At 47.0% G+C, this 14922-nt stretch carries 16 protein-coding genes; 11 read left to right on the plus strand and 5 right to left on the minus strand.

The annotated features are described in order from the left end of the window. The first annotated feature begins 21 nt into the window (after positions 1-21). From gspG to NL626_RS15195, 8 genes are read left to right on the plus strand one after another with little or no spacing between them, the layout of a single operon-like run. Positions 22-465, plus strand: a complete 444-nt coding sequence (gspG, locus tag NL626_RS15160) for a type II secretion system major pseudopilin GspG (protein WP_005379298.1) — start codon at positions 22-24, stop codon at positions 463-465. 29 nt (positions 466-494) lie between these two features. Next, the gene (locus tag NL626_RS15165) at positions 495-1094 is read left to right on the plus strand and encodes a GspH/FimT family pseudopilin (RefSeq protein ID WP_017635010.1); all 600 of its coding nucleotides are present in this window, start codon (positions 495-497) and stop codon (positions 1092-1094) included. Beyond that, positions 1081-1470, plus strand: coding sequence for a type II secretion system minor pseudopilin GspI (gspI, locus tag NL626_RS15170; RefSeq protein ID WP_017635009.1), 390 nt, complete (start codon positions 1081-1083; stop codon positions 1468-1470). Before NL626_RS15165 ends, gspI begins: the two co-directional genes overlap by 14 nt. Next, positions 1457-2134 carry a type II secretion system minor pseudopilin GspJ gene (gene gspJ, locus NL626_RS15175; RefSeq protein WP_053307279.1) on the plus strand — a complete coding sequence of 226 codons (678 nt, stop codon included), beginning with the start codon at positions 1457-1459 and terminating at the stop codon, positions 2132-2134. The genes gspI and gspJ overlap by 14 nt, the downstream gene beginning before the upstream one ends. Then, positions 2127-3137, plus strand: coding sequence for a type II secretion system minor pseudopilin GspK (gspK, locus tag NL626_RS15180; protein WP_005382999.1), 1011 nt, complete (start codon positions 2127-2129; stop codon positions 3135-3137). The genes gspJ and gspK overlap by 8 nt, the downstream gene beginning before the upstream one ends. Next, positions 3106-4308: a type II secretion system protein GspL gene (gspL, locus tag NL626_RS15185; RefSeq protein ID WP_253657489.1), complete on the plus strand. Its 1203-nt coding sequence runs from the start codon at positions 3106-3108 to the stop codon at positions 4306-4308. Before gspK ends, gspL begins: the two co-directional genes overlap by 32 nt. A 7-nt stretch (positions 4309-4315) precedes the next feature. Next, positions 4316-4807, plus strand: coding sequence for a type II secretion system protein M (locus NL626_RS15190; RefSeq protein ID WP_005383002.1), 492 nt, complete (start codon positions 4316-4318; stop codon positions 4805-4807). 1 nt (position 4808) lies between these two features. Then, complete coding sequence (locus NL626_RS15195) at positions 4809-5570, plus strand: type II secretion system protein N (RefSeq protein ID WP_062730773.1); 762 nt, start codon at positions 4809-4811, stop codon at positions 5568-5570. A 303-nt stretch (positions 5571-5873) separates the two neighbouring features. Here the strand turns inward: NL626_RS15195 and cysQ are convergent, their stop codons facing one another. The 4 genes from cysQ to NL626_RS15215 all read right to left on the minus strand — a co-directional run bounded on the left by cysQ (position 5874) and on the right by NL626_RS15215 (position 8899). Next, positions 5874-6701, minus strand: a complete 828-nt coding sequence (gene cysQ, locus NL626_RS15200) for a 3'(2'),5'-bisphosphate nucleotidase CysQ (protein WP_005379308.1) — start codon at positions 6699-6701, stop codon at positions 5874-5876. 44 nt (positions 6702-6745) lie between these two features. Beyond that, on the minus strand, positions 6746-7315 hold the full coding sequence (gene nudE, locus NL626_RS15205) for an ADP compounds hydrolase NudE (protein WP_005379309.1): 570 nt from the start codon (positions 7313-7315) through the stop codon (positions 6746-6748). A gap of 176 nt (positions 7316-7491) precedes the next feature. Next, a complete protein-coding gene (gene nfuA / locus NL626_RS15210) occupies positions 7492-8076 on the minus strand; it encodes a Fe-S biogenesis protein NfuA (protein WP_005379313.1) in 585 nt (194 codons plus the stop codon). Between the two features lie 97 nt (positions 8077-8173). Continuing rightward, positions 8174-8899, minus strand: coding sequence for a ComF family protein (locus NL626_RS15215; protein WP_253657490.1), 726 nt, complete (start codon positions 8897-8899; stop codon positions 8174-8176). Between the two features lie 84 nt (positions 8900-8983). On the opposite strand from NL626_RS15215, the gene bioH reads away from it, so the two are divergent. Beyond that, positions 8984-9751: a pimeloyl-ACP methyl ester esterase BioH gene (gene bioH, locus NL626_RS15220; RefSeq protein WP_182015998.1), complete on the plus strand. Its 768-nt coding sequence runs from the start codon at positions 8984-8986 to the stop codon at positions 9749-9751. 124 nt (positions 9752-9875) lie between these two features. Then, the gene (locus NL626_RS15225; RefSeq protein WP_005379316.1) at positions 9876-10340 is read left to right on the plus strand and encodes a hypothetical protein; all 465 of its coding nucleotides are present in this window, start codon (positions 9876-9878) and stop codon (positions 10338-10340) included. 104 nt (positions 10341-10444) lie between these two features. Here NL626_RS15225 and NL626_RS15230 read toward each other — a convergent pair whose 3' ends face one another. After that, positions 10445-12766: a Tex family protein gene (locus NL626_RS15230; protein WP_005379317.1), complete on the minus strand. Its 2322-nt coding sequence runs from the start codon at positions 12764-12766 to the stop codon at positions 10445-10447. Positions 12767-12995: 229 nt separating this feature from the next. On the opposite strand from NL626_RS15230, the gene NL626_RS15235 reads away from it, so the two are divergent. Then, entirely contained in the window at positions 12996-14876 is a 1881-nt protein-coding gene (locus tag NL626_RS15235; RefSeq protein WP_086013892.1) for a RimK/LysX family protein, read from the plus strand. Positions 14877-14922: the final 46 nt, after the last annotated feature.

Below are 14922 nucleotides of genomic sequence, written 5' to 3' on the forward strand. Positions count from 1 at the left end.
ATCTAACTTTCGGAGAAAAAAATGAAGTTTAAGCGTAGTAAACAACAGGGTTTTACACTTTTAGAAGTGATGGTTGTTGTGGTTATCCTAGGTATTTTGGCAAGTTTTGTTGTTCCAAACCTATTGGGTAACAAAGAGAAGGCTGACCAACAAAAAGCGATTACGGACATTGTCGCGTTGGAAAATGCCTTAGATATGTACAAGTTGGATAACAGCGTTTACCCAACAACGGACCAAGGTCTAGAAGCATTGGTTAGTAAGCCATCTAACCCAGAGCCACGCAACTACCGTGATGGTGGTTACATCAAACGTCTTCCTAATGACCCTTGGGGCAACCAGTACCAATACTTAAGCCCAGGTGATAACGGTACAATCGATATCTTCACTCTAGGCGCAGATGGCCAAGAGGGTGGAGAAGGTCCAGCTGCAGATATTGGCAACTGGAACATGCAAGACTTCCAATAATTGAGCCTAAGCCAGCACTAATGAAACAAATGCGAAAACATAACGGTTTTACATTGATAGAAATTCTATTGGTGCTGGTTTTGCTATCTCTTACGGCTGTGGCCGTGATCTCGACGTTACCGACTAGCCAAAAAGATCTTTCCAAACAGTATGCTCAAAGCTTTTTTCAGCGTTTACAGCTGCTCAATGAAGAAGCGGTGCTGAGCGGTAAAGATTTTGGCGTTCGAGTGGATGATGCCAAATCGACCTACGCTCTACTGAGTTTAACCTCAGAAGGTTGGCAGCCTCTGAAATTAAAGCAGATTCCGAGCAAAACCAAGCTAGAAGAAGATATTACGCTACAACTCGAACTCGGCGGTGGTGCTTGGGATAATGATGAGCGCTTATTCAAACCAGGTTCTCTTTTTGATGAAGACATGTTCGCAGAAGAAGAGGACGAAAAGAAAATTGAGCCACCGCAAGTGTTTATCTTTTCCAGCGCCGAAGTCACGCCATTTACCCTGTCTTTTTTTCCGCAAAATGGTGATGCCTTTAATGACGGTTGGCGAGTCATTGGCAAAGAAAGTGGACAAATTTTGTTATTAGCTCCGGGCGAAGAAGTGAAAGAGGATGAGAATGCGCAATTTTAAGCAAGCTCGCCCCAATTTGAGTCATCGCCGGACGAGAGGCATGACCTTACTGGAAGTATTGGTCGCACTGGCAATTTTCGCCACCGCTGCCATCAGTGTCATTCGCTCTGTGAGCCAGCATATTAATACAATCAGTTATCTAGAAGAAAAAATGTTTGCAGCCATGGTTGTGGATAATCAGATGGCAAATGTGATGTTGAATACCGGAGAACTCAAAGCGAAAAACGGCACAGAAGAGCTGGCAGGACGCACTTGGTTCTGGAAAGTCACGCCAGTCGCCACGACGCAGCCATTGCTGAAAGCATTTGATGTGAGCGTCTCGGTAGAGAAAAGCGCGAGCCCTGTAGTAACGGTACGAAGCTATGTGGCGCAATAATCATCCCCGCGCAAACACGCGCCAAAGGGTAAAAGGTTTTACACTTATTGAAGTGTTGGTATCGATTGCCATCTTTGCCAGTTTAAGTGTCGCTGCGTACCAAGTGGTATCGCAAGTACAGCGTAGCAATGCGCTATCACAAGAACGAACCCAACGCTTAAACGAAATTCAGCGTGCCATGGTGATGATGGATAACGATTTTCGTCAAATGGCGATGCGTCAAACACGTACTAATGGTGAAGAGCCTGCTAGCCGGCTAATTTTTTGGTCCGATTACCTGTTGGACTCCGATACTAAAGGGCTGATGTTTGCCCGTTTAGGTTGGCACAACCCTCAGCAGCAGTTCCCTCGTGGAGAAGTAACCAAGGTTGGCTATCGCTTAAAAGAAGAAACACTGCAGCGAGTATGGTGGCGCTATCCTGATACGCCGGTTGGGCAACAAGGTACTGTTACTCCATTGCTAACGCAGGTCGAGTCATTTGATATGCGTTTCTATGATGGTAAGCAATGGAAAAAAGAGTGGGCTGAAGAAAAAGCGCTGCCGAAAGCGGTTTCTGTTGTTCTCACTCTCAAAGACTATGGAGAAATTGCCCGCACTTATCTCACTCCTGATGGCACATTGAGTCAGAAAGAGGAAAGTTCAGGAGACAGCAATAATGGTTAACCGTCAGCGCGGTGTTGCTTTGATTATAGTGTTGATGTTGCTGGCGATTATGGCAACGGTTGCTGCCAGTATGTCGGAACGTTTGTTCTTGCAGTTTCAGCGAGGCGCTAATCAAATCAATTACCAGCAAGCGTATTGGTACAGCCTTGGCGTCGAGGCGCTAGCAAAAGTGGGTATCGAGCAAAGTTATAAAGACACCGACACGATTAATATGAGTCAACCGTGGGCGATAAAAGAGCAAGTCTATCCGTTAGATTATGGTCAAGCGGCGGGACGAATTAGAGACAAGCAAGCGTGCTTTAATCTAAATGTATTGAGTCGTGTGCAACCAACGGGTCAGCAAATTACAAGACCATATTTAGTGAATGTATTGCAGCGCCTATTAGAAGAGCTGGATGTCGAGCCATATCAAGCAGAAATCATTGCAGACTCTACTTGGGAATACATTGATGCTGACGACTCTGTCCGTTCGACTACTGGGGTTGAAGACAGCACATATGAAGCGATGAAGCCTTCCTATTTAGCATCAAATGGTTGGATGGCAGATGCTTCCGAGTTACGGGCTGTCTATCAGGTGAGTGGTGAAATTTTCCAAAAATTGGAGCCGCTGGTCTGTGCATTACCAAGTGATGACTGGCGTTTAAACGTGAATACGATTGATGTTGAGCAAACTCCGATTTTGGTGGCAATGTTCTCACCAAACTTAAGCAGTAGTGATGCGATTCAGCTAATTGAAAAACGCCCATTTGATGGGTGGGATAGCATTGATGAATTTTTAGCAGAGTCAGAAATGGCTGGCTTAAGTGAAGATGTAAAGAAAAACGCCAAAGGCTATTTGGGTGTGGATAGCGCCTTTTTTGAATTGGATGCACAAGTGTTGGTGGATGAATCACGTGTACGTATCCGAAGCCTTTTACAAAGTACAAATAGAGAAACGGTGACCGTAGTTCGCCGTCGTTTTGGAGGGATCAGTGAGCGAGTTTCTGACCGTTCGGCTGAGTAGCGAACAACAAAGTACCATTCCTTGGGTGGTGTGGTCGACAGATCAACAGGAAGTGATTGCTAGCGGTGAAATCGCCGGATGGGAACACTTAGATGAGTTGGTCTCATATGCTGGTCAGCGCCAAGTTGTGGCGCTGCTGGCGAGTAATGATGTGGTCCTGACGCAAGTGGATATACCACCTGGTGCAACACGCCAATTCGAGGCGATGTTACCGTACTTAGTGGAAGACGAAGTTGCTCAGGACGTTGATGGCCTGCACTTTAGCGTGTTGGGTAAACAAGCGGACAAAGCGCAGATTTGCGCAGTTGAACGTGCTTGGATTCAGACTGTACTGCAACGTTTCTCAAGCCAAGGTATCGCCATTAAACGCATTTTACCCGATGTGCTTGCGTTACCGGTTCGTGGAGATCACAGCAGTACTGCAATGATTGGCGAGCAATGGCTGATTCGTCACTCTGCGACAGAGGGCGCGGTTGTCGACGCTTCTTGGTTAGACCTTTACCTCTCTTCTTATCTACAAAATCATGAAGGTTGGAAGCTCGATTGCTATAGCTCGGTCCCGGAATCTGCGTTACCTGAAATATGGGAGCCGCAACCAGAAGAAATGACGATGGCTTTACTGGCGAAGGGGGTGACAGAAAGCAAAGTCAATTTGCTGACTGGGATCTTCAAGCCGAAATCTTCTTGGGGTAAATACTGGAAGCTCTGGCAAAAAGCCACCATTGCTGCGGGGGTGCTTATCGTCGTCATGGTTGCGCAGCAGTTGCTCGTGGTCCACAAGTACGAAGCACAAGCTCAAGCGTATCGTGAGGAGAGTGAGCGTATTTTCCGCCAGGTGTTCCCAAATAAACGACGCATTCCTACCGTTAGTTACCTCAAACGACAAATGGATGATGAAGAGCGCCGCTTATCTGGTGGAAGTGGCCAGCAGGCAATGTTGTCATGGTTGGCGGCATTACCCGCGACGCTTGGTCAGGTCAGCGATTTGGAGATCACTAGCTTTAAATACGACGGACAACGTGGCGAAGTACGTATTCAGGCTCGTAGTTCAGACTTCCAACCTTTTGAGCAGGCTCGTGTGAAATTGGCAGAGAAGTTTAATGTTGAGCAAGGTCAGTTGAACCGTAGCGATAACGTTGTGGTTGGCAGCTTTGTTTTGAAGCGTTTGTGAGGTGATGATGAAAAACTTAATTTCTCAAGCTCAGGTTTGGTGGAGCAGCATCTCGCAGCGTGAGCAGCGTTTAGTCATGGGATGTGGCGCTATTGCCGTTATCGGTATTATTTATTGGGGTTTATTACAGCCAATGAGCCAACGTGCGGAGCTAGCTCAGTCACGTATTCAAAGCGAAAAACAGTTGCTAGCTTGGGTACAAGATAAAGCGGATGGCATCACTGCACTGCGAAAAAGCAGCGGTGTGAGCTACTCTAGTCAACCGTTGAATCAGTTGGTTTCTTCTTCAGCTCGTCGTTATAAAGTTGAGTTGATTCGCGTACAACCTCGTAATGAGAGCGTTCAAGTGTGGATCAAACCACTCGCGTTTAATCAACTAGTGGATTGGTTACGTTACTTGAAAGAGCAACAGGGTATTGAAGTCGAATTTTTAGATATCGACCGAACAGAGCAAGCGGGCATGATCGATGTAAACCGCCTTCAGTTTAAGCGAGGTTAAGGTGAAGCGAGCAGTACTTTACGTTGTTATCTTTATCGTCTTTTTTTCAGTCAGTCTTTTAATGGGATTACCAGTCTCTTGGGTGTTACAACAAGCACCAACAGTGAGAGGCCTGGACATTCAAGGAGCCAACGGTTCGGTATGGCAAGGTCAAGCTTCTAGTATTCGTTGGCAGCGCCAGAACCTTGGAGAAGTTAATTGGGATTTCCAATGGTCGAGTCTACTGACAGGTAAAGCTGAGTTTGCTGTGCGCTTTGGTCGTGGTAGTGAAATGGACGTCCGTGGGCGCGGTTTTGTCGGCTATAGCTTAAGTGATGGCCCTTATGCCAAAAACTTAGTTGCCTCGATTCCGGCGGTAAAAGTTGTTGAGCAAGCGCGCCTCCCTGTGCCTGTTGGTGTTGATGGGCAGCTTGAGCTGAATATTCGTCATGCGACTTATGCTGCGCCTTGGTGTAAGAACGGTGAAGGCACTTTAGTATGGAATGCCAGTGGTATTCAAAGCCCCGTTGGCAGCTTAGATCTCGGTCCTGTGATTGCCGATATAAACTGTCAGGATAGTGTATTGACGGCAACTGGTGAGCAGAGCAGCAAACAAGTCTCTGCGGCGTTTTCCGCTGAACTGATGCCTAATCAACGGTACTCAACCAAAGCGTGGTTCAAACCTGGTGCAGAGTTCCCATCCAGCATGGGGGAGCAACTGAAATGGTTGGGTAAGCCGAATGCTCAAGGTCAATATGAGTTTAATTACCAAGGGCGCTTCTAACCTATCGTGACAAAATCCAATATCTTAAAAGAGCTGCTATTGTGCAGCTCTTTTTGCTTTTGGATCATCGTAAGCTAAAACCTCTATTCGCTGTACATTCGATCTTGATTGGGAATGAGTGAAAGTTTAAAACCATGATTTTTAATTGATTTGTTTTCTTTCGTTCAGCTTTGCAAGTAATTGGAACATAGTAGGCCAAATGCTCCAAGTGCTGTACAGAAGGTCAAAAAGAAAAGGCCACGAAGATATTCGTGGCCTTTCTATTGCTAGAATTTTGTGCTCTAAATTTTACCGATAGGGCGCTTAATCTTTGCGTTGTAAAATCTCATTCCAAGGTAAATCCGCATCACCAAGAACAATAAAGTTCGGGTTTTCTAGTGTTTCCCGCTCGTTATATGACAGCGGTTCTAATTGCGTGCTGAGAATACGTCCGCCAGCTTCTTCAACAATGCATTGTGTCGCAGCGGTGTCCCACTCACCTGTTGGACCTAGTCGGAGATAGCAATCTACCGCCCCTTCCGCGACGAGGCATGCTTTCAATGCCGCAGAACCGAGCGGTATTAAGTCGTAATTCCAGGCGCTGCTCATACGGTTAGTAATACGATTGATGTCTTGGCGACGACTAATAGCAATTGCGATGCTTTGCTCTGGCTGTTCGTGTTTGTGTGTATGGATTTTGACGCTGTCCGACATGTCGGGAATTTTCCAGGCGCCTTTGCCATTATAAGCGTAGTAAGTCACGCCAGATACAGGACCGTAAACGACGCCCATGGTTGGTCGATTGTTGTCGACCAACGCGATAATAGTGGCAAAGTCACCACTGCGAGCGATGAATTCTTGAGTACCATCAAGAGGGTCGACTAACCAATAACGTTCCCACTGAGCGCGTTGCTCTAAGCTTATGTCTGCGTCTTCTTCTGACAACACGGGAATGTCAGGCGTCAGATCACTCAAGCGTTCAGTGATGAACTTGTGAGCTGCAATATCCGCACTTGTTACGGGAGTTTCGTCACTTTTGGTGTAGGCCTCGTATTGCTTCTTTTCATATATTTCGAGGATCATTTGCCCAGCACTGCGGGCAATCTCGATGACTTGAGGAAGTAGGTGAGATAGATCTTTTGTCATTGGCATAAGTGATAGTCCTTACTCACAGTGTTATTCGGTTCTAATGACCGTTATTGGTTATGCTTGTGAGTGGTGTTTGGTAAGTGTTTCAGTGCCAACATTAGCGCTGTGATGCTTCGTGCTTCACAGAAATCCATGTGAGTTAATAACTCTTCGGCTTGCGCAAGTGGCCAACGCACAATTTCCAGTGGTTCAGGCTCATCGCCTTCTTGCTTTTCTGGATAAAGCGCCTGTCCTAAAAACAGAGTCATTTTGCTCGAAAAGTAAGATGGCGCGAGGATAACTTGTTTCAACGGGGTTAACTGATTGCAGCCAAAGCCGATTTCTTCTTTTAACTCACGATCCGCAGCTTGGTGTGGTGTTTCTCCTGGGTCAATCAGCCCTTTTGGGAAACCTAGCTCGTAACGTTCAGTTCCCGCGGCGTATTCACGCACCAGTAATAAATCGCCTTGTTCTGTTACAGGAACCACCATTACAGCATCTCGTCCACTTGGCTTCATACGCTCATAAGTACGATGCTCACCATTGGAAAAACGAAGGTCGAGCGCTTCCACAGCAAACAGTTTGGATTTTGCAACCGTCTGGCATGAGAGTATCTCTGGTGGGGTTCGTTTCGGCATGACGCTGGCTCCTTGGTGTCGTTGGCGTTTACGAGATGCGTAAGATTCTTAATATATGAGAACTCCGCCTGAGTTTCTAGCGGATTTTACGAGTCGAGCTAAGCATCTCAGCATCACCTCAGTATCGATACAAAAATGGGAGACCGAAGCCTCCCATTTTCTGACAGTGTTTACTCTTAGTAGTAAGAGTGATCACCACGGTCATGTTCTGTAGCATCACGAACTGCGGTTAGTTCACCAATGAACTGGTTTAGCAGCTCTTTCTCGATGCCTTCTTTTAGTGTTACGTCAACCATAGAACAGCCATTACAACCGCCACCAAATGCAACAATCGCAACACCGTCTTCAGTGATCTCAACCAAGTTTACGTGACCACCGTGGCCAGCAAGTTGTGGGTTCACTTGAGTTTGGATAACGTACTCAACGCGCTCGACCAGTGGTGCGTCGTCCGCAACTTTACGCATTTTAGCGTTAGGTGCTTTTAGCGTTAGCTGAGAGCCCATTTTATCGGTAACAAAATCGATTTCAGCGTCTTCAAGGAATGGCAGGCTTAGCTCATCCACGTAAGCTGAAAAACCGCTGTAAGAGAGTTCAGTGTCGGTCGATTCTACTGCTTCTGGTGGGCAGTAAGACACGCCACACTCAGCGTTTTGTGTACCTGGGTTCACAACGAAAATACGAATGTTAGTGCCTTCAGGTTGTTGACCTAAAAGGTTAGCGAAATGCGTTTGCGCAGTTTCTGTAATAGTAATATTTGACACGACGAATACCCGAGTAAATTTGTAGGTTACTGCTGCTATTCTACTCTTGTTGACGTATGGGTCTAGTCTTTTTGATGCTAAGGCATGGCGAAGCGATCTAGAGAGAACGAGGAGCAGGTGTTCTGCAGATGCAGTAAATATCGATGCTTTCTACGCCAACTTCAAGTAGTAAATGACATAATTGTCGGACGGTACTGCCTGTGGTGACTACATCATCGACGATGGCAACATGGGAAGAGTGAGGGCGCTTATTGAGAATAAACGCGCCTTTTAAGTTTTGTTCACGGCTTGTTTTGGTATTACCACGCTGTGATTGGGCGAGCTTTACTCGACGAAAGACCTTCGCATCAAAATTAGTCTGCAATTGCTTGGCGAGGTGTCGGGCTAAAACATCACTTTGATTAAAACCCCGGCGCAGGTAACGCTGCCAGTGCAATGGCACACTGGTAATGATTGGAGCTGGCGTGGTGATGCGCTGTGCCAGTTGCTCGGTTAATGCTTTTACATGCCAAGACTCTCCGTGATCTTTAAAGCGTTGTACTTCCCGTGAAAGGGGAAAGTCGTAATCGCCTAACGTGTATAGCATTTGCCATGGCGGTGGCTTTGAAAGACATTCACCACAAATACTATCCGTACTCATTTCTTCTTTCTGTAATGATAAACCGCAGCGTTGACATCGTTTTACCGGAGTTAGGTATTTTAAACAGTGCTCGCACCAGCGCAGAGTATTTGTGTGGCTTGGTGTTTGAATAGGGAACCGACACAGGCCGCATTGACTGCTCAATACACGATGCATGATGTTTTGCCAGTGATGAGATAACATAGCGTGTATTCATGGTGATATTTTACTCAGCCTAACGCTTGGCTGAAGCCGTAGGGAATAAAATAAGTGGGAGAGATTGAGAGCATGAGCACGAAATTACACTGGCAGTCATTTGGTCAAGGACCAGATTTGGTGTTGCTTCATGGATGGGGCATGAATGGTGCGGTATGGCAGCAGACGGTCGAGTCTCTTCAACCTTATTTCCGAGTGCATGTGGTCGACCTTCCGGGGTACGGACACAGTGCTGAAACTCACGCTGAAGACTTAGCCAAAATTGCTGACCTTGTTCTGCAAGACGCGCCAGAAAAAGCGGTCTGGCTTGGCTGGTCATTAGGTGGCTTGGTGGCAACCCACATTGCACTTAATGCTCCGCAGCGTGTGAGCAAGTTAATCACGGTTGCCAGCTCACCAAAATTTGCCGCAGAAAAACCGTGGCGCGGCATTCAACCGAATGTACTGAGTGCGTTCACCTCTCAGTTGCTAGAAGATTTCTCACTGACCATTGAGCGCTTTATGGCGTTGCAAGCGATGGGCAGCCCATCAGCGCGTAAAGACGTTAAACAGCTCAAGCAAGCGGTACTATCGCGCCCTCAGCCAAACCCTGAATCGCTGTTGGTTGGGCTAAACATCCTTGCTGATGTGGATCTGCGCGATGCGTTGACGTCTCTTTCTGTTCCAATGTTGCGTCTTTATGGCCGTTTAGATGGGTTGGTGCCAATTAAAGTAGCTAACGATTTAAGTGAACAGTTGCCTCATACCCAGCAGTTTGTTTTTAATCAGTCCTCTCATGCGCCTTTTATCACCGAACATGACGAATTTTGTGTTCAAATCCGAGAGTTTGCTCACGATTGAGCAAGTACGAGCGGAAATACCTCAAGTTGTTTAAAAAGTGGTCGATATAAAGGCTGGTGAGGTTTTATTAGCCAATAAAGCTAAGCCATATTGACGAGTTGGGCGACTCTGAGGAGGGTTCGCAATGATTGTGTCACCGACCAACGTAAGTGTGCCACTGATCGCCCCATCCGTGAATGTGCAGACGGAACAAGCAGCTCGCGACAATAAAGTCCGAGAGCCTGTAACGCCAACGGTCGCATTGGCCAAAACCAATGCAGAGCGAAAAGTAAAAGGTGATGACAAGCGCCGACGTCAGTCTTCTTGGGATCCTTCAGAGCATCCTGATTATGATATGGAAACGGAAGTCGACACGCGTTATCAAGAAGAGCCGGAAGATACACTAGAACGGCTTTTTAGTTTGCTTGCGCTCAAATCGTATAGTGAAGACCAGGGGAAAGGCTACGCGATCCGCTTTCGCTTACCAAAGCGCATTTTGGATGCTGCGATCAATGAAGGATTAATGGAAAAGCGCAGGAAGGTGATCAAGTTTCATTATGGTCATGCAGTCGCTCCCCATACCCCGTCAGAAGTGATAGCAGTATTATGACGACTCAATATCCTACTCAAACAAAAACGCTCCAAGCAGGTTGACTGATTGGAGCGTTTTCTTTTTAGTTATGAAAGCTCGTTAGCGGTGAAGCCTAGGTAAGGTTACTTTTTCGCTTTAGCAAACGCTGCAGCAAACGCACCGCCCATCGCGCTGTTCGATGACGAATCATCACGGCGAGGCTGACGACGCTGCGGTTGGTCATTACGACGTGGCGCTGCTGATGAGCGTTGGCTGCGGTTGTCTTGACCCGGTTCGTCGTTCATACGCATCGATAGACCAATGCGCTTACGCTGCACGTCCACTTCCATCACTTTCACTTTGACGATGTCGCCTGCTTTCACCACTTCACGTGGGTCAGACACATAACGATCTGTCAGTGCAGAAATATGCACAAGACCATCTTGGTGAACGCCGATATCAACGAAGGCACCGAAGTTGGCTACGTTAGACACCACGCCTTCTAGAATCATGCCCGGTTCCAAGTCAGATACCGAGTTTACACCTTCTGCAAAGGTCGCCGTTTTGAATTCTGGACGTGGGTCACGACCCGGCTTGTCTAACTCTTTGATGATGTCTGTAATGGTTGGAACGCCGAAGTTATCGTCGGTGTAATCGACCGCATGCAGACCTTTTAGGAAGCTAGAATCACCAATTAGCGCTTTGATATCTTTGTTGTTCTTTTCAGAAATCGCTTTGACCACTGGGTACGCTTCTGGGTGAACCGCAGACGCATCAAGTGGGTTCTTACCATCCATAATACGCAGGAAGCCCGCACACTGCTCGAACGCCTTAGGACCTAAACGAGGTACTTTCTTCAAGGTTGTACGTGCTTCGAAGCGACCGTTTTCATCGCGGAAGTCGACAATGTTCTGCGCGATGGTGCTTGATAAGCCTGCTACGCGCGTCAGTAGCGCCGCAGAAGCAGTGTTCACATCAACACCAACCGCGTTTACACAGTCTTCCACAATCGCATCTAGGCGTTTTGCCAACATAGATTGGCTTACATCGTGCTGGTATTGACCCACACCAATAGATTTCGGATCAATTTTCACGAGTTCAGCCAATGGATCTTGCAAACGACGTGCAATCGACACTGCACCACGCAGTGATACGTCCATATTCGGGAACTCTTTTGCTGCAAGCTCAGACGCTGAGTAAACCGAAGCCCCCGCTTCACTTACGATGATCTTCTGAACTTTCAGGTTGCCACGTTTGATGACGTCTGCGACAAAGCTGTCGGTTTCACGTGAAGCCGTACCGTTACCAATCGCAATCAAATCCACGTTGTACTTACGCACCAACTGCTCAACGATTTGTGCTGACTTGTCGTATTGTTTTTGTGGTGGGTGAGGGTAGATGGTTTCGGTTGCAAGCACTTTACCTGTTGAGTCGACAACCGCGATTTTTGAACCTGTACGCAGACCCGGATCGAGACCAAGTGTTGCACGAGGGCCAGCCGGTGCTGCCATCAACAAGTCTTTTAGGTTAGTGGCGAATACTTCAATCGCTTCGATTTCAGCGCGCTCTTTCATTGCGCCCATTAGCTCGGTTTCCATGTGCATCGATACTTTGATGCGCCATGCCCAGCTGATCACTTGCTTACGCCAGGTATCCGCCGGTGCGCTGCTTAGCGTTACGCCATAATGGTCGGCGATAATCGTTTCGCAGTAAGACTGACGAGCGCCTTCTTCCTGTTCTGGATCAGCGTTCATCGCCAATGTCAGGAAGCCTTCGTTACGGCCGCGTAGCATCGCCAGTGCGCGGTGCGATGGCACTTTGCTTAGGGGCTCGTTGTGGTTGAAGTAATCTTTAAACTTCTCGCCTTCTTGCTCTTTGCCTTCAACGACTCGTGAAACCAGTTCCGCATTGCGATTTAAGTGGTTGCGAATTTTTTCCAGTAAGTTTGCGTCTTCTGCGATGCGCTCCATGATGATCGCGCGAGCGCCATCCAATGCAGCTTTGGTGTCTGCGATGCCTTTGTCTGCATCAAGGTATTTGCTTGCTTCGCTTTCTGGCTCGGTTTGTGGATGATTCCAAAGTTGATCTGCGAGTGGCTCAAGACCAGCCTCAATCGCGATCTGACCTTTCGTACGACGCTTGGGTTTGTAAGGTAGGTATAAGTCTTCAAGACGAGTTTTGCTGTCTGCCTGCGCGATCTCTTGTTCTAGCTCTGGCGTCAGTTTGCCTTGCTCTTGGATTGATTTGAGGATGGTTTGACGGCGATCATCCATTTCACGAAGGTAAGACAGACGGCTGTCCAAAGTACGCAGCTGGGTATCATCAAGGCCCCCCGTCACCTCTTTGCGGTAACGTGCAATAAAAGGGACAGTGTTGCCATCATCAATTAGGGTGACAGCGGCGTTGACTTGCTCTGGGCGAACATTCAGTTCTTGAGCAATCATGCGACAGATAGCTTGGCTCATCCGTGTTTTCTCTTTTAATTCGGTTTGGGTTGTATAGAACATTGGGGTCATTCGAAGAATTTGCAATGTTTTAAATTAACGAGGCAAAAATTTACCGGGCGCTGGTGGACATCAGTCAGATTTATGTCAAAACTGTAATTAAATTGAGAACTTATATCCGCAGTTATCGACTAACCTAATTCCACGGTTGTTGATATCACTAAATGTACCTCGGCTTATACGGATAATCATGATGAAAAAAATGTCTTTGGCGTTAGCGCTTACGAGTGCCTTACTTGTCGCCCCGCTTAGTTGGGCGCAATCTATCTCAGGAACCACACAAGCTCCCGTTTATCAGCTCGATAACAAATTGGTACTAGGGCGTGTGGAGAGCGTCTACTACAGTGACATTCCGGAACTAAAAGCGGTGCCATTTATTGGCAAGATTGATACTGGTGCAGATACGACATCGATGCATGCGGAGAATATCCATGTCAGTAGCTCACACCCAGATTACCAAGATTTGAAAGATAACGAGTTACTTTGGGCGATTGTCGATGACTTAGGTGGTACGAAGGCAAAGTGGGACGCCGACAGCTTTAAGCCATATCAAGTAAAGGTTAGCTTTACGGTTCCTCACCCTTATACAGGGAAGGAAATACAGATTACCGATGATCTGGAAAGAGTGAGCGCGATTCGCAGCCGAACAAGCAAAAAGCCCATCCTACGCCCGACAATAAAAATGCCGATGACAATCGCTGGTCACACCGTTGATACGGAAGTGAACCTGACCAAGCGTACGCAATTCTCTTCTCCTATCTTGATTGGTAAAACCTATCTCGATGATAACGCATGGGTCTTCGCTGGTTACGATTACCTTCAAGAACAGCCACGCGCAAAAATGATTGGCAAAAAAGAGACGGTTGAAGTCGAAGGTGTGCCATATAAGATCAGCATCTCAACTTCTAGCCGTTATACCAACGTCCATGCACTGGACATCAAGGTAGACAAAAAGCATAACGAAGTCTCTTTTATGTTAGAGGGCGAGAATGGCAAGCGTCATCCAATGACATTACCCTTGGTACGAATGCTGAAAACGACCAAAAGCGAGCGCCCTTTAGTCTATTTACCCGTCAAAGTCGGCGAAAATGAAACTCAACGTTGGTTGGTGTATCTGCGTGATCGCAGTAAGTTCAGTTCGCAAATTCGCTTAGGTCGGGACGTCGCGAGTCAGCACTTTGTTATTGATACGGACAGAGAAAATCTACTGGGTGGCGTAGAAAAAACGTTCAAAAGCGCGCTCAAATCAAAACCTCTTGTCGTTTCACCAGAAGAACAGGTCACCATTGATGGTTATACCGTCCCTGCTTACCCCACTTTTACTGTGAAAACGCCATTACTGCGTGTAAATGGGTTTGAAGTAACAGAAAAAGGTAAGGATGAGTCCGTCACGTTTTATTTAATGAACGATGAGGGGAAAGAAGAAAAAATCACCAAACCAGTGTTGAAAAAGCTCAAGGTTGGCAGCGCGGTGCGCCCTGTTGTTGAAGGAGACTTTCTTCTCGGTAGGAAAGACACATCAATGAAGTTTGCGCTCGATGTGCTTGATGAGGGTGACACTCAACCCTTTTTCGTCTTTGGTCATGACATAGCCAAGGGTGGTGTGTTGCTGAACACTCGCGCAGACCATCTACTAGATGCAAGGCCACTTTTCAAAGCTGGCCACATCGAAGTGGCGGAAGTTGAGGGGATGTCTTTCCCTGTGAAGTTAGACACGGGTGCAGATGTAAGCTCAATCAATGCTAAGAACATCAAGCAGTTTAAGAAAGACGGCAAAGACATGGTGAGCTTTACCTATGAGAACGATCTTGGCATGAAACAGGCGTTTACTAAGCCTGTTGTTGATGTCATGCGTATTAAAGCGAAGAAAGGTGAGAAAGCGAACGTACGCCCTGTGGTTGAAATGCATGTTAAGCTTGGCGAATTAGAGAAGAAGATCCGAGTCAACTTACAGGACCGAGGTCGCTTCCATTACAGCATGATTTTAGGTAAAAACTTCCTAAAACATGGCGCGGTTGTTTCGAGTGATACGAATTACATCGTGACGCAAAAACCGGATTACGAAAAGTAACACTCTGGCCGCCTTATCACCTTGATACCCAAAGCCTGAACAACAT

This window comes from Vibrio sp. Y58_MX_L22, assembly GCF_024181865.1.
Classification (GTDB): domain Bacteria; phylum Pseudomonadota; class Gammaproteobacteria; order Enterobacterales; family Vibrionaceae; genus Vibrio; species Vibrio alginolyticus.